Consider the following 14171-nt stretch of genomic DNA (forward strand, 5'->3'; position numbering starts at 1 on the left):
ATCTCATTTTATATGACTTTTGCAAGCTGTTAAGCTAACTTGTGGAACATATGCCGAACCTTATCTATACGGCTATTCGGGCGGCGGGGTTGGCAAATAAATTTACCAATAGCTGGCTGGTATCCTTTTAACTCTGTCAAGCAGACTCCCTGCCCATTTGTGAAATAAGTTAAATCGTTCCTGTATTCTTGAATACATCTAGCAGGGATTTCTCCTTTCAGAATGACCTCGTCATTCTTTATCTGAGTACTTACAATATCTGCACAATACCTTGGAGCATCATGATACGCCCGTGAGAGATATTCCTGCGGTGCATAAATTTCAAAGTGGAGATATGGCTCTAATAGTTCTGTCCCTGCTTTTTTTAAAGCCTGCTCCAATACGATAGGGGAAAGCAGCCGAAAGTCTGCGGGGGTACTTACAGGACTATAATACAATCCATATTCAAAACAGATTTTACAGTCTGTCACTTTCCATCCATACAGCCCCTGCTCGCAGCCATAAAGAACCCCCTCCATAACCGCATTTTGGAACGATTGATTTAAATATCCAAGTGAAACTCTGCTTTCATACTGCACTCCGCTTCCAATAGGGAGCGGCTCTATGGACAACCCGACAGAAGCCCAGAAAGGATTTGGCGGGACTTCTATGTGGATGGTATATTCTGCTTTTCTAAGCGGTCTTTCCATATATATAACAGTAGGCTCTTTTATTTCTGCCTCCACATGATATTTTTCCTCAAGAATGGCACAAATGACTTCCATCTGCACATTCCCCAAAAAAGAAAGTATAATCTCATGCGTTGTAGTATCCACATAATATTTTAAAAGAGGGTCGCCATCTGAAATTTCTGTAAGTGCCCCAAGCAATATTTCCCGCTGTTCAGGTTTCTTTACTGCAATCGTTGTTTGGAGCATAGGGAGAGGATTTTCAATAAATTTTCTCTGCGGCAACAGCATTTCGTTCCCCAAAATACTGTTTAGCTGCAAAACATCATTTGGTAAAATTACAATATCACCAGAGCAGGCTGTATCGGATGGATATAATTCACCGTTTGTCGGAACACACATCTCTGTGATTTTTATTTTCTCTTTTTCAGATATTCTAATAACATCCCTCAAATGCAATGTTCCGCTATATATACGCACATAAACAAAACGCCGCCTTTTCTCTGAATATTCAATCTTAAAAACCTGCCCGCATAATTCAGATTGACCTTCAGGCGTTGATGAATAAAATTTACTGGCAATCACTTCTATAAGCTGCCGAATCCCCAGATTGTTTTTAGCGCTTCCGTGATAAACGGGAAATAACGTTCCGTTTTGGAATCTCCTGTTTTCTTCCTGTTCCAGTTCTGACATTTTAAACGGTTTCCCTGACATATATTTCTCTAATAGTTCATCGTTTCCCATAATTACCGCATCCCACTGTTCCATATCGTCATTGTCCGTTACATTTATATGGGGATGCTGCCCAACCTTTTGCTTCACTATAATTTCCGAAGAAAGCTTTGCTTTCATTTCCCGATATACCATTGGCAAATCAATCCCCTCTTGGTCAATTTTATTGATGAAAAAGATTGTCGGAATCTTCATTGTCTGTAGTGCATGAAACAGTATACGGGTCTGTGCCTGTATGCCATCCTTTGCAGAAACTAATAATACTGCTCCGTCTAAAACGGATAAAGAACGGTATACTTCCGCCAAAAAATCCATATGGCCTGGCGTATCTATAATGTTGACTTTTACATCCTCCCACTGAAAAGATGTCACTGCTGTCTGGATAGTGATTCCCCTTTGACGCTCCAAATTCATTGTATCTGTCCTTGTTGTGCCTTCATCTACGCTCCCTAGTTCTGCAATTGCACCACTGGTATACAATAAACTTTCCGTTAATGTTGTCTTTCCTGCGTCAACGTGAGCCAGAATGCCTAAGTTAATTATTTTCATGTGATTTTCCTCCTATCAACACCCAAAAAAGGGCATAAAAATACCCAGTGATAAATACTCCTATCACTGGGTAAATAACTCCAATAGCCCCAAAACACTTATATGTTTTCGGGCATATAAAATTACATGATAAAAGTATTCTTAAACTGGGTACAAAAAACTAAGCCCCATATTAAAAGTGAAACGGGACTGCTACTTTTTGTTCCCACTATCAAATTGACAGTTTATTTAAGAATACCTTGCCGCATATTTATTAACTCCTTGTATAATACTGAATCTAATTATATTCCTTAACCCTTTATTTGTCAAGCTGACAAACTAAAGCAGAAAAAGCGGCAGGATTTCCCCCTGCCACTAATCATCTGTTTATGCAAAAATAATTTCCTTTTCCACAATCTCCCTCGCACAAGCCCTTATGTTATTGAGGCATCCTGTCCATTCTAAGGCGTTTTCTGCCTTTAGCTGTTCCGTTATGCCCTGTGCCTGTTTCATACCCTCTATGAGCCTTTCAAAGCGTTCCTGTGCCTGTCTGTTGATGTCGGCAAGGTAGGCGTTTAGCCTGCCGCTTGTAAGAAGATTGGTGTATGTAACTTTACGGTACTGTTTTAGATAATCTAAATGCCGTTGCCCCCAGATGCCTATTGCCTGTTCTTCTTCGGCGGGTACAGTTAAGCACGGTATCAAATAATCCCCTTGCCTTTCGTATTTGCCGCCCAGTTCCTCAAATAATGATTTAATGAAGTTGACAAATTTCGGTCTTGCGGAGAGATTGAAAGCAACAGAAGATTTGAATTTGTGGAGATTTTTATCATGAAAAAAATATTTTTGATAATTTATGGAACTGCCTTATTCATGCTGACCATGGCGTTCTTGTTGACGAGCAATTATAAAGATTATCGTTTCTATATAACGCTAATTATATTGCTTGCAATTGGAAAAATTGTTGAAGGACGGATAAACAAATAACAATATTTGAACTGACAGAGACCGTAAACTTTCAGTCTTGTGGATAGATTGAAAGCACGCAAGAATTTGAATTTGCACTTCCATAAGGTGAAATGTATTGACACAAAAAATACAGTATGATAGTATTGCCATTAGAAGAAAGAAAGGCACATTTTGTGTAAGGTGAGGAAATGATTAATAGATAATTTGATTTAAGTAAGACACATATAGTTATTGAGCCTGTAGAGAATAGGTTTGTTTTGTGTACGCTTAAGTTGGATTATCGCAAGAGGCATTTCCTTTGTTTTCCTTTTGGAAAAGAAATAAGGGTCTATTTAGCGAGTCTATTTTTGCGTATGCAAAAAAGACTCGTTTTTGTGTGTTCAAAATAATAATTGGCTCAGACTTCGAAAAGGAGAAACTTTAATGTTGCAGATAAAAAAATTAAATTTAACACATAAAAAAGACCTGAGAATAATTCTTAATGATTTCAACCTTGTGCTAAATGATGGAGATAAGGCAGTTATTATTGGAGAAGAGGGAAATGGGAAATCGACATTAATGAAGTGGATATACAATCCGTCGCTTGTAGAAAACTATATAGAAGCAGATGGGGAAAGGATAATGGGACACGAACGTCTTGGTTATCTTCCGCAGGAGATGCTCGATGAAGATAAGGAAAAAACAATATACGAATATTTTTCTGAAGAGGAAATATTCTGGGAGAAAACGCCTAAAGAATTGTCTGTTATTGCGGGAAAATTTGGAATGAAAAATGATTTTTTCTACAGTAACCAGACAATGGGTAGTCTTTCAGGAGGCGAAAAAGTCAAGACACAACTTATGAGGCTTTTCATTCGCGATGTTTCTGTGCTGTTGTTGGACGAACCTTCCAATGACATCGACATTGCGACGCTTACATTACTGGAAAAAATCATAAATGACTGGAAGCACATTGTGCTTTTTATTTCACACGATGAAACGCTGATAGAGCGTACTGCCAACATGGTGATACATATCGAGCAGATTATACGAAAAACAAAGGCGAGATATACCGTGGCAAAGCTTCCCTATAGACGCTATGTGGAAGAACGGCTTCATAAATTTGAAATCCAAAAACAGCGGGCACTGAGTGACCGTGGGGAGAAAAAGATTCGCGATGAAAAATATCAAAGAGTTATGCAGAGTGTACAAGGTGCATTAAGAAGTTGTACCAGACAAGCACCGTCTGTTGCCAAAAACTTAAAGGACAAAATGCATACGGTTAAGGCAATGGAACGAAGATTTGAAAAAGAAGATGAAAATATGACTCAGATGCCGGAACAGGAAGAAGCAATCTTTGTCAAATTAGGGGATGAAAACTCACACATTCCCGCAGGAAAAACGGTCATAGAATATGAACTTTCAAAGCTTGTGACTCCGGATGGCAAAAGAATTTTAGCAGAAGGAATTCATTTAAAAATAAAAGGTTCAGAAAAAATCTGTATGATAGGAGCCAACGGGGCAGGAAAAACGACTCTTCTAAAAAAGATAGCGGAAGAACTCCTAAATCGGAATGACATTAAAGCAGAATATATGCCTCAAACTTATGAAGACCTGCTGGATTTGGATGTTACACCGGTTGATTACCTTGATAAAACAGGAGATAAAGAAGAGCGTACAAGAATTAGAACATACCTTGGTTCACTTAAATACACACCAGATGAAATGGAGCATCCGATTCGGGAGTTATCAGGCGGACAAAAGGCGAAAGTGCTTCTCTTGAGGATGAGCTTAAGTGGTGCAAATGTTCTTATTCTGGATGAACCGACAAGAAATTTTTCACCATTGTCCGGTCCGGTAATAAGAAAAATGCTCCGAGAATTTCCGGGGGCTGTCATTAGCATTTCTCACGATAGAAAGTATATTGAAGAGGTGTGCGATAAAATATATCAGCTAAATCCTAATGGATTACAGCTAATTGGTGATTGATAACAAAAAGGATGAAAGACTGACAAATTTCAGGCTTTTAGTGAGTTGGAAAGCATACAAAGATTTGAATTTGGAGGATAGATTATGGTACGTACAGAAGATGCATGTGAAATTATAAAATATGCTTTGCAAAACGAAATTAAAGTATATTTAGATGGCGGATGGGGTGTTGATGCACTTCTTAAAAGAGAATCAAGAATACACAATGATATTGATTTGTTTGTTGAACTGAAACATTATCATGATTATATTTATGTGATTAAGCAGCATGGATTTGAGGAAGTAAATACTGATTATACAACGGATGGTCATACTGTCTGGAAAGATGATAAACAAAGAATCATTGATTTACATTGTTTTGAATTTACAGATGACGGAATTGTTTATGAGGGAGATATATTTCCATCAAAAACTTTTTCCGGTATTGGAAAAGTTGGAGATATAACTGTTTCTTGTATTGAACCATTGAGTCAGGTAATGCTTCATTTGGGATATGAACACGATAAAAATGATGTGCATGATGTGATGCTGTTGTGTGAAACATTTCAAATAGCAATACCAGATGAATATAAGGAAAAGTAAAATTTCAGTTTTAGAGCCGGAAATCGGCATTTGTGGAGGATTTGACGATGGGAAAGGAACTGTCGGAAATGACGCTGGCCGAACTGTGGGAATTGTTTCCCATTTTTATTGTTCAGCACGATGATAAGTGGAAAAACTACTACAAGGAGATAGAAGCCTTAATAATGGACCTGTTGCCAGACTATCCTGTTGAAAGGATCAGTCACATTGGAAGTACAGCGATACAGGGCATATGGGCGAAGAACATTGTTGATGTGATGGTTGAGATTTCTGAAAAAGCCGACATGGAAGAACTGGCACATGTTATGGAGCGGAATGGTTTTATCGGAATGTCCGCTGAAACAAACCGGATTTCACTCAATAAAGGGTATACCAAAGAAGGCTTTGCGGATAAGGTTTATCACATTCATCTCAGATACACCGGAGATAATGATGAACTGTATTTCCGCGACTATCTGAACGAGCATCCGCAGGTCGCAAAGGATTATGAATCTTTGAAGCTGGAATTATGGAAGAAATATGAGCATGACAGAGACGCCTATACAGATGCAAAGACTGAATTCATTCACAAGTGGACAACAGAAGCCCGCAGGATATATGGCGACAGATACTGACAAATTCCAGTAGAATTGATGTAAATGGACGTAATGGTAAACAACATCCAATACGTCCATTTTTTATCTTACACCTATCTTTTTTTGCCACAGACAGGAGCATAGAAAATCAATAGATCAATATACTTTTCTCCGTCTCCCTGCTCTCTATAGTCATACCGTACTATATAATCTCGGATACTATATCCACGGTAAGGATTGGACAGAGTATACAATTCTTTTGTCTTGAAATCAATCAGACAATATCCTGTGCTTTCCAGATATTCATCATTATCACTGTTTATCTGATCTTCATAAAACTCACATACCTTATTCAGACAATCTTGGCACAACTGATCAATAAGCGATTCACAATCTATTGTATCTTTCTCACCAAGGTGTATATTCGATTCCGCAATGCATCTATCCGGTTGAGAGTGTGTCATAATAGAACCATACTCCTCTCCAAAAGAATGTACCATTGTACTCATATGCCCAGAATCAATCTTTTCATTTCCAACATCATCATATTCCCGAATCCGGGTGTCGGTAACTGACCTATCCGCCCAATGAATAATCCCAATAGAATCGAATTTATAATAGTAATCAAGAAGTCCCCCTGCAGGATTTCCGCATATAAAGCATTGCTCCTTTCCAATGGAGGATTGTAGTGATAGTTTTAAATCTTTCTCGTCTTTTTCTTTCTGTTCTAATTGTTGATTTTTGTTTGAACTTTCAACCGTCTGTGTCTGGCAGCTACAAAGGATAATCCCTAAAAGAAATACACAGAATAAAAAATGATATCGTTTCATAACAACCCCCGAAACAAAAATAAGGACATGCTATGCCATTTCTTAAGCACAGCTGTCCTTATTTTCTAATGACACCCTGTATATATGCTTTAACCAACTCTTTTTGATGATCATCCATTGCATTCCAGTCAGAAAGCAGCTGTTTTTGATCAGATGTTAAATCAGGATATTCTTCATCCTCTGTAAAAAATTGAGCGAGAGTAATATCTAATCCATCACATATTTTTTCAAGAGTTTGAATCGTTGGAACGCTCTTTCTGTTTAACAATGTAGAAATAGATGACTGTGCGATTCCAGATTTCTGAGCTAGTCTGTATCTGCTGATATTTTTCTTTTCACACAACTGCTCAATCTTAGCAATAATATAGTTCTCAGCTTGCAAGTATTCTACACCTCTTTTCCGATATGATACCTTTATTTTACTGAGAAACAAGGTAACTTATCAGATTATATGTATCGATGTATAATACTTAGGCATTGCGATATATACAGTCAAAAAAAATAAGGAACAATATCAGTATATCATATTTATATCTTAACTTACACCGGTTTTATTATGATGGTTTGATATTATTATCATCAGGCTTATCGATATATTTCTCAAATAGATAATAAAGGGCGACAACAAACTGTTCTGCGTCTCTTTTTTCATCTACCATCTGTTCCAGAGTCCATCCTTCGATAAATTTACATCTATACATCCAACATGCCAGATCACATGCCTCCACAATAATATCATTAATAATCTTTCCCATGACCTTATCAAAATCATTTATTTCTTCCTGTGGCAGATTTTGAAGTGATTCAAATGGTGGAAGTATTCTGCTTGCTTTATCTTTTTTTATCTCATTCATAATAGTTAAAACATGTTCTCTCTCTTCATCTGACAGCCTTACATATTCCCACAGTGCCATGATCACTCTTAAATCGGTGTCTCTTTTTAATGGTGGCAACTGAATATATTCATTTTCCATTTTGTTCATTAGTTTCCCTCCCGAAAATCTTTTTTATGAAAAAACTCTTCTGACATATTTTCGTACGAAAGCATCATTTTTATATTTTACCATTCATCGCTTTTTCGATAAAGTAAATGCCTCCTTATTTGAACCCGGTCATTTTAGACCGCCTTCAATTATGATAGTACAAACTTACTTAATCTGCTAATTCCCGATTCTAGTATCATTTCCAAGAATATTCCGGCCGCTAAGATAGATATCCCAATACATGAAATGATTACCAGTAAACCGATCTGTAACCAATCCTGATAGAAAATGACAGTAAGAATCACCAGGGCACCGACCAAAAGACCGAACAGTGCCCTTGCAAAGCTATAAATTCCAACACATACTTTAACGATTCCCAGAAGAACCGCTAATACTATGATCACTGGTAATACGCATACTTTCCCGATTAATTTTAAAACGAACATAATCATCCCTCCCGTTTATTTTGCTGCTGCATATTGTGGAAAATCATGATTAACTTCTGCTCTGTAATAACTGTCTATCGTGGTTGTAGCATTAAAGAGTGAAGCCAACATGTATTTCTTTATATTTCGTACCTTGGTCGTGTTTGATCGAAGCATATCCAAAACGTATTGAATATGATGATAATTAAGCTTCATGAACTTACTCTTCACTAATGATGTCGGATACCAGTTACTTGCGATAAGGATCTTTTCACTACTGGTCATCACTGTCTCCACAATCAACTCATAGATCCCCTCAATGGTTTCTTTCTCTGTTGGATAAGCTATGAGCAGATATTCATATTCAATATTCTCTTTAATCAAAGATTGATACGCCTTAAACTCTGATTCCGCATCATATCGCTGATCAGATCGATTATCATCACCAGATATGATTCGATTAGAATCATCAGTCTGATTATTATTGGTTTTATTATTATAAGTATTATTATGGTCCATATTTTGGACTCCTAGAAGTTGATATTTTGGACTTTTAGAAGTCCTTATTTTGGACTTCTTGAAGTTTAAATTTTGGACTTTTGAAATTGCATCAGCATTCGATTGCTGCGAGATCATTTCTTGAGGAATAAGAAAATTCTTTACATACATAATAGTATTATTTCCTTGCCCCAGACGACGTTTTTCTATCAGCCCGATTCCTTTATCTGTATCCAGTTCTTGAAGTGATTTTATTGCTTTGTTTCGACTACAATTCAATAATTCTGTGATTTCTTCAATACTGCAAACGATATAAGCTCTGTTTTCTTCGTCATACCACTTATTTTTCTGAGAAAGACTCATTCGATCTAATAATAATCCATATAGGATCTTGGCATCATTTGATAGTCCCCGGAAAATTTCATGCGTAATCAGAAGCTTCGGTATTTTGAAGAAACTGAATTGCTCAGATTCATCACCATAATAATAACGAAACTGTGGCTTCTGTTGTTCCATGCGAAGTTCCTCCCTTCCTGAATTGCACCCCTAGAGGTGTCGATTTTTATACTTCTGAAATACTTATGCCAGTTGTGAAACAACGAAGTTTTTCACATACAAATGATTCGGTAATCCAAAACCTTTTACCTTTTTCTTTACCAATCCGACTGTTTCAAGTTCTTTCAGGTATTCGATTGCCTTTTTCTTTGAAACATTCAGGTCCTCCTGCATTTCGGAAATCGGATAAACTACATACACTCTGTTTTCGTTATCGATCCATTGATTCTTTGCAGACATTGCCATCCGGTCTAAGAGTAACCCGTAAAGAAGCTTTGCTTGCAGGGATAAATCTCGAAATTCATCCCCGAACATCAAACTCTTTGGAATCCTGTAGAAGCTATATTGATCAGCTGATAAGCCATAAATATAATCAAAAGCCATTCTCTGCACCTCCTTGTTCTTTCCAGTTGGTAAGAAGTTCCACGATTACTTTTTCCATTTCTGCAGATGTGTAATGTGGTGGAAAGTATTGAGATAATTTCTTTTCTGAAAGAGTTACCTTCTTTTTCGGAATTCTTCCGATTGCATTCTCATTCAAAATATCGATTAGCTGGCTTTGTGTAATTGCTCCATTTAACAGTTCTTGACGAAGAATGACTATCTGGTTCTGCTTTACATTTCCATTCTCATGGATGTATTCACATATCCATTGTTGGATTTCTTTGTCAATATAGGAGATTTCAACACCGGCAGTAAACTGTAATCTCTTTGAATCAACCATATCCAATAATTCTGGTATCAGCTCTGTGAGACGGATATATCTTTTTACCTGACGACCACTAAAACCACTATCGGAACCTATTATTTCATGACTCCACTTTGGGACATCATGTCCTAAAGTGGTATCACATCTTTTTCCCTGTCGGTTCATTGCATCCATTTTCATTTTGAATGCAAATGCCTTCTCACTAGGAAGTAATTCTTCTCTCTGAATATTCGAATCTACCATATATACAATGGCTTCATCATCTGACATTTCCCTTACAATGGCAGGTATCATAGTTAATCCAACAATCTTTGCAGCATGCATCCTCCTATGACCGGAGATCATTTCATAACTGTCTTCGCCATCTGGACGTACCAAAACAGGAGATAAGATACCATTAACTCGAATACTTTCAACCAAATCCGACATTTTCTCATCATCCAATACTTTAAATGGATGATTTTTAAACACATGGACCCTATCAATATCTATCTCTGTCGATGACTCCGTAGCAGGAACTCCCAATAATTCTTCTACAGTTGTTAATTTCAATTTCTGTCCAGTTCTAGTTTTCATGAGATAAAACCTCCTCTGTCAATTTCTTATATGCTTCGGCTACCTTTCCCTTTGGCTCATGAATGTAAATACTTACTCCTTCTAAACTGCATTCTGCAGCTTTGACTGAAAATGGAATATACGTGTTAAATACACCTATTGTTGATTCATAACCCTCACGTAATTTTTGTGTGATATCCTTTGCATAATTTGTCCTGTAGTCCACCATCGTTAGAACAATACCCTCAATCTTTAATTTCTTATTGAGACGCTTCTTTACCATGGAAATGGTTTTGATTAGCTGACACAATCCTTTTACAGGAAGATAAGCGGCAGGAACCGGAATCAATACAGAAGTAGCTGCTACTAAAGCATTGATTGTTGTCATTCCCAAAGATGGCATACAGTCAATGATGATGTATCCATACTGATCTTTGATTTGATCAATATATTCTTTCAGGATGTTTTCCCGGCTCATTACATTCGCAAGAAGCACTTCCAAACCGGATAACTCGATATTGCCTGGTATCAGATCAATTCCTTCCTGATGATGAAGGATTCCATATCCCGGTTCGATTGGTTCCTCGTTAATGATCTTCATCATTACAGATGCAAGAGTATCACTCATATCATCAGGTTCTTCATATCCTAAACTGGCTGTAAGGTTTCCCTGCGGATCATTATCAATTAACAGGACTTTCTTACCTGCTCTGGCAAGTCCTATTCCCAGATTTAACGATACGCTTGTTTTTGCACATCCACCTTTTTGCATTGCAACTGCGATTACTTTACACATAAAATACAATCCTCCTTATAAATCCCAATATTTATCCATCCATATTTTTAAGATATCGATGATCTCACGCTTCATTTTTTCCACTGTATAATCTTTTGGAAAATACTTCTTTAACTGTTCGGTCTTAAATGTCACCCTTGAAACATCTTCCCTTTTTATTTCACAAAGAATGTCTTTTAGATCATCCTCTGTCAGCTCATTGCTTTGACTTAACTTTTTAATTCTCTGTGCCTGAGATAGTGATGGTGTTGCCTGTGCATAGTCCATTGCTTCCAGAAACCATTTCTGTTCTTCTTCTTTTAGAAAGGCAATCTCAACTGCAGCACTAATTGATAATTGATCATCATCCAGCTTGGTAAGCAATTCCGGAATAAGCTCCGTAAGTTTTAGATATCTTTGTATCTGCTTTATGCTTTCTCCAAATTCCTCAGCCAGTATTTCAACAGTTCTTTTTCCTTTTGTTTTGTGGACGACTCGTCCACGAATATTGGTATTTCCTTTCTTCTTCATCACATCGTATCTCATCTTATAAGCATGAGCCTTTTCACTGGGGCTGATATATTCTCTTTGAAGATTCGAATCAACCATTGCTACAATTGCTTCATCATTTTTCATGACTTTGATGATGACCGGAACCTTGGTATATCCAAGCTGTTTTGCTGCAAACTTTCTTCTGTGACCAGAGATTATTTCGTAATAGCCTTCCGGGACAGGTCTTACAATCAAAGGATTGAGTATTCCATATTTCTCAATACTGTCTTTCAATTCCACCATGCTCATGTCAGCAGTCACTTTAAATGGATGGTTCTTGAAAGTTCTTAACCGATTGATATCCAGTTCCAATACCTGATCTCCCTCTTCAGATCCAATGTTCATTATTTCTTCTGACATCTGTAACTCCTTTCTTTTGTGAACGACAAAAAAGCCCGTTCAGTCCAAATCATTCTTGATAAAGATTGATTCGAACCAAACGAGCTTGTCGATCGTTGGTGGTGGCAGTGCCATCAAAATGAAATTGTTTCTTGCTAATAGTTGGTGGCAGATATTTTGCTTTCTCTTTCTTGATTTCTACAAAAGCTAATATTTACTCCGATTGACAGACCTGATAATCACTTTCCACATGGCTCTTCCCATTTGGTGGCAATTACCCTTTCAAAACGTTGGTGGCATTTCGATAAATTTGGTGGCATTTGCCTTGATTTCTGCCATCAATTGGTGGCAATTATCATGAGACATTTGCCTTTCTGCTAACAAAAGGCGGACGCACGTGAGTCAATCAAAACCACTGCATTTCCGCCTTTGCCTAGCGTCTCCGGGAGGATTTGAACCTCTGACCCCTCGCTTAGGAGGCGAGTGCTCTATCCAGCTGAGCTACGAAGACATGTCCGATTTTTGGCTTAAAATAGGGATTTCTGCCACTTTTCAAGCTTCCGGATCGGTAACCGGTTATTCAATTACTTATGCTTTCTGGATGAATTGCTCCATCCAACTTTCCTCGATACATTCGCCTTTGGTGGCAAGCTATATAACACTTACTTTGACAGATTCGAACTATCGAGTTCTTTTTCCTATAGTTCAAAGGCGTCAGGCAAGCCCCTTCCTTAGGAGGCACTTGTTCTATCCATTAAACTAACAGGACAAATCTGTAGCTTTAATTGTACTATAATTACACACAAATTACAAGACTTTTCTTCTGTTCCGCCCTTACAATGGTTACTGTTCGTTAGAGCATGTTTGAAAAAAGCTTTCTACAAGATGTGCATCATGAAGCAGTTACCACTTCTGAAATATAAATTGATACACTATACGATTGGCATCTGTATACTTGTAAGAGCTTTGGCACAGTGCTAGAATAGTAAAAGTTGTATTTTTCAAATAGATTTTTAATTACCAGAAGGAGACCTCAGCCATGCAGCAGGAATTCATTACAGTAACCTTCAATCGCACGAAGATCGCGATCCGATGTGCAGACATTCTCTATGTGATCATGTCAGATGATCATTGCAGGATTCATATGTTTGATGGAAACGTGTATCGTTGCCGAATGACACTGAAAGAATTAAAGAAACAATTGAATGAAGAATTTATTGAGGTAAAACGTGGCTGTATGGTAGCTGTATCTGCAATCAGTGATATTGGAGACAGGATTTTGCTGTCTAATGGTGAGAAAATTTGCTATACAAAACGCAAAAAAAGGGTGCTCAGAGAAGAACTACAGAAAAATCAGGAGCTTATAATTGCAAAAATCAGTAAAAAAAAGCTGCCGCTGACAGCAGAAGAATATCGCAAATATTATAAAATATGTGATGCTCTCCCTTTTGCATTCACGGATATAGAAATGGTATTCAATGAAGAAAAAAAGGCAGTGGACTGGATCTTCCGCTATGGGAATGAAGCGTTGGCTGCCCTGGAAAAGCAGCCCTTAGACAAGATGATCGGAAGTTCCTTTTCCAGTCTTTTTTCCAATATGGACGCAAAATGGCTTCATGTTTATGAACGTGCCACCTTGTATGGTGAAACACTGGAAATCATGGATTATAGTCCTGAAATAGATACGAATCTGAAAATTATATGTTTTCCTACATTTCCGGGACACTGTGGATGCATTTTGTTTAATGCAGACAAAATGAAATCTATAAGTGAAGAAAATCATCTGGTCAGATTGGTTGAAGTTTCCATGAAAAGTAATCCTGAATTATTCACGGAACAGTATCTAAACTGATAACTGTACCATGAATCCGAAAATTGACCCATGTAGCCTAAACATCGCTCAATCAGTTTCCAAAAAGGGTATAAAA

14 protein-coding genes and 1 tRNA gene are annotated in these 14171 nt (G+C 37.5%); 4 read left to right on the forward strand and 11 right to left on the reverse strand.

All coding sequences use genetic code 11. The annotated features are described in order from the left end of the window. Window positions 1-29: 29 nt before the first annotated feature. The gene (gene tet(O) / locus ACTQ50_RS13155; RefSeq protein ID WP_117477955.1) at window positions 30-1949 is read right to left on the reverse strand and encodes a tetracycline resistance ribosomal protection protein Tet(O); all 1920 of its coding nucleotides are present in this window, start codon (window positions 1947-1949) and stop codon (window positions 30-32) included. A gap of 366 nt (window positions 1950-2315) precedes the next feature. Further along, window positions 2316-2687: a TnpV protein gene (locus ACTQ50_RS13160; protein WP_441484584.1), complete on the reverse strand. Its 372-nt coding sequence runs from the start codon at window positions 2685-2687 to the stop codon at window positions 2316-2318. Between the two features lie 633 nt (window positions 2688-3320). On the opposite strand from ACTQ50_RS13160, the gene ACTQ50_RS13165 reads away from it, so the two are divergent. The 3 genes from ACTQ50_RS13165 to ACTQ50_RS13175 all read left to right on the forward strand — a co-directional run bounded on the left by ACTQ50_RS13165 (window position 3321) and on the right by ACTQ50_RS13175 (window position 6061). Continuing rightward, window positions 3321-4865 (forward strand): ATP-binding cassette domain-containing protein, encoded by a 1545-nt coding sequence (locus ACTQ50_RS13165; RefSeq protein WP_441484579.1) that lies wholly within the window; start codon window positions 3321-3323, stop codon window positions 4863-4865. Between the two features lie 84 nt (window positions 4866-4949). Further along, entirely contained in the window at window positions 4950-5447 is a 498-nt protein-coding gene (locus ACTQ50_RS13170; protein ID WP_009247521.1) for a nucleotidyltransferase domain-containing protein, read from the forward strand. 47 nt (window positions 5448-5494) lie between these two features. After that, window positions 5495-6061 carry a GrpB family protein gene (locus ACTQ50_RS13175; protein WP_441484580.1) on the forward strand — a complete coding sequence of 189 codons (567 nt, stop codon included), beginning with the start codon at window positions 5495-5497 and terminating at the stop codon, window positions 6059-6061. Between the two features lie 74 nt (window positions 6062-6135). Here the strand turns inward: ACTQ50_RS13175 and ACTQ50_RS13180 are convergent, their stop codons facing one another. From ACTQ50_RS13180 to ACTQ50_RS13220, 9 genes are all read right to left on the reverse strand, one after another. Continuing rightward, the gene (locus ACTQ50_RS13180) at window positions 6136-6852 is read right to left on the reverse strand and encodes a hypothetical protein (protein ID WP_441053168.1); all 717 of its coding nucleotides are present in this window, start codon (window positions 6850-6852) and stop codon (window positions 6136-6138) included. A 58-nt stretch (window positions 6853-6910) separates the two neighbouring features. Next, the gene (locus tag ACTQ50_RS13185; protein WP_216697628.1) at window positions 6911-7234 is read right to left on the reverse strand and encodes a helix-turn-helix domain-containing protein; all 324 of its coding nucleotides are present in this window, start codon (window positions 7232-7234) and stop codon (window positions 6911-6913) included. A gap of 172 nt (window positions 7235-7406) precedes the next feature. Beyond that, window positions 7407-7835, reverse strand: a complete 429-nt coding sequence (locus ACTQ50_RS13190; RefSeq protein ID WP_441053170.1) for a hypothetical protein — start codon at window positions 7833-7835, stop codon at window positions 7407-7409. A gap of 461 nt (window positions 7836-8296) precedes the next feature. After that, window positions 8297-9274, reverse strand: coding sequence for a DUF6017 domain-containing protein (locus ACTQ50_RS13195; RefSeq protein WP_441053174.1), 978 nt, complete (start codon window positions 9272-9274; stop codon window positions 8297-8299). A gap of 63 nt (window positions 9275-9337) precedes the next feature. Next, window positions 9338-9697 (reverse strand): replication initiator protein A, encoded by a 360-nt coding sequence (locus ACTQ50_RS13200; RefSeq protein ID WP_172495173.1) that lies wholly within the window; start codon window positions 9695-9697, stop codon window positions 9338-9340. Continuing rightward, window positions 9687-10598, reverse strand: a complete 912-nt coding sequence (locus ACTQ50_RS13205; protein WP_441053177.1) for a ParB/RepB/Spo0J family partition protein — start codon at window positions 10596-10598, stop codon at window positions 9687-9689. Before ACTQ50_RS13205 ends, ACTQ50_RS13200 begins: the two co-directional genes overlap by 11 nt. Next, window positions 10588-11373, reverse strand: a complete 786-nt coding sequence (locus ACTQ50_RS13210; RefSeq protein WP_297872866.1) for a ParA family protein — start codon at window positions 11371-11373, stop codon at window positions 10588-10590. The genes ACTQ50_RS13205 and ACTQ50_RS13210 overlap by 11 nt, the downstream gene beginning before the upstream one ends. Window positions 11374-11388: 15 nt before the next feature. Further along, window positions 11389-12264 (reverse strand): ParB/RepB/Spo0J family partition protein, encoded by an 876-nt coding sequence (locus ACTQ50_RS13215; RefSeq protein ID WP_441053178.1) that lies wholly within the window; start codon window positions 12262-12264, stop codon window positions 11389-11391. A 416-nt stretch (window positions 12265-12680) separates the two neighbouring features. Continuing rightward, window positions 12681-12754 (reverse strand) — tRNA-Arg (locus ACTQ50_RS13220). Window positions 12755-13282: 528 nt separating this feature from the next. Here ACTQ50_RS13220 and ACTQ50_RS13225 point away from each other — a divergent pair. Beyond that, window positions 13283-14095 carry a LytTR family transcriptional regulator DNA-binding domain-containing protein gene (locus ACTQ50_RS13225; protein WP_441484581.1) on the forward strand — a complete coding sequence of 271 codons (813 nt, stop codon included), beginning with the start codon at window positions 13283-13285 and terminating at the stop codon, window positions 14093-14095. Window positions 14096-14171: the final 76 nt, after the last annotated feature.

Source organism: Blautia sp. Sow4_E7 (assembly GCF_052116245.1).
In the GTDB taxonomy this organism is placed as follows: Bacteria; Bacillota; Clostridia; order Lachnospirales; family Lachnospiraceae; genus Blautia_A.

Coding starts and splice junctions, on each gene's coding strand:
- ACTQ50_RS13215 (WP_441053178.1), bottom strand. CDS start 12,264: ATGTCAGAAGAAATAATGAACATTGGATCTGAAGAGGGAGATCAGGTA.
- ACTQ50_RS13225 (WP_441484581.1), top strand. CDS start 13,283: ATGCAGCAGGAATTCATTACAGTAACCTTCAATCGCACGAAGATCGCG.
- ACTQ50_RS13195 (WP_441053174.1), bottom strand. CDS start 9,274: ATGGAACAACAGAAGCCACAGTTTCGTTATTATTATGGTGATGAATCT.
- ACTQ50_RS13205 (WP_441053177.1), bottom strand. CDS start 10,598: ATGAAAACTAGAACTGGACAGAAATTGAAATTAACAACTGTAGAAGAA.
- ACTQ50_RS13180 (WP_441053168.1), bottom strand. CDS start 6,852: ATGAAACGATATCATTTTTTATTCTGTGTATTTCTTTTAGGGATTATC.
- ACTQ50_RS13210 (WP_297872866.1), bottom strand. CDS start 11,373: ATGTGTAAAGTAATCGCAGTTGCAATGCAAAAAGGTGGATGTGCAAAA.
- ACTQ50_RS13175 (WP_441484580.1), top strand. CDS start 5,495: ATGGGAAAGGAACTGTCGGAAATGACGCTGGCCGAACTGTGGGAATTG.
- ACTQ50_RS13170 (WP_009247521.1), top strand. CDS start 4,950: ATGGTACGTACAGAAGATGCATGTGAAATTATAAAATATGCTTTGCAA.
- ACTQ50_RS13165 (WP_441484579.1), top strand. CDS start 3,321: ATGTTGCAGATAAAAAAATTAAATTTAACACATAAAAAAGACCTGAGA.
- ACTQ50_RS13200 (WP_172495173.1), bottom strand. CDS start 9,697: ATGGCTTTTGATTATATTTATGGCTTATCAGCTGATCAATATAGCTTC.
- ACTQ50_RS13190 (WP_441053170.1), bottom strand. CDS start 7,835: ATGAACAAAATGGAAAATGAATATATTCAGTTGCCACCATTAAAAAGA.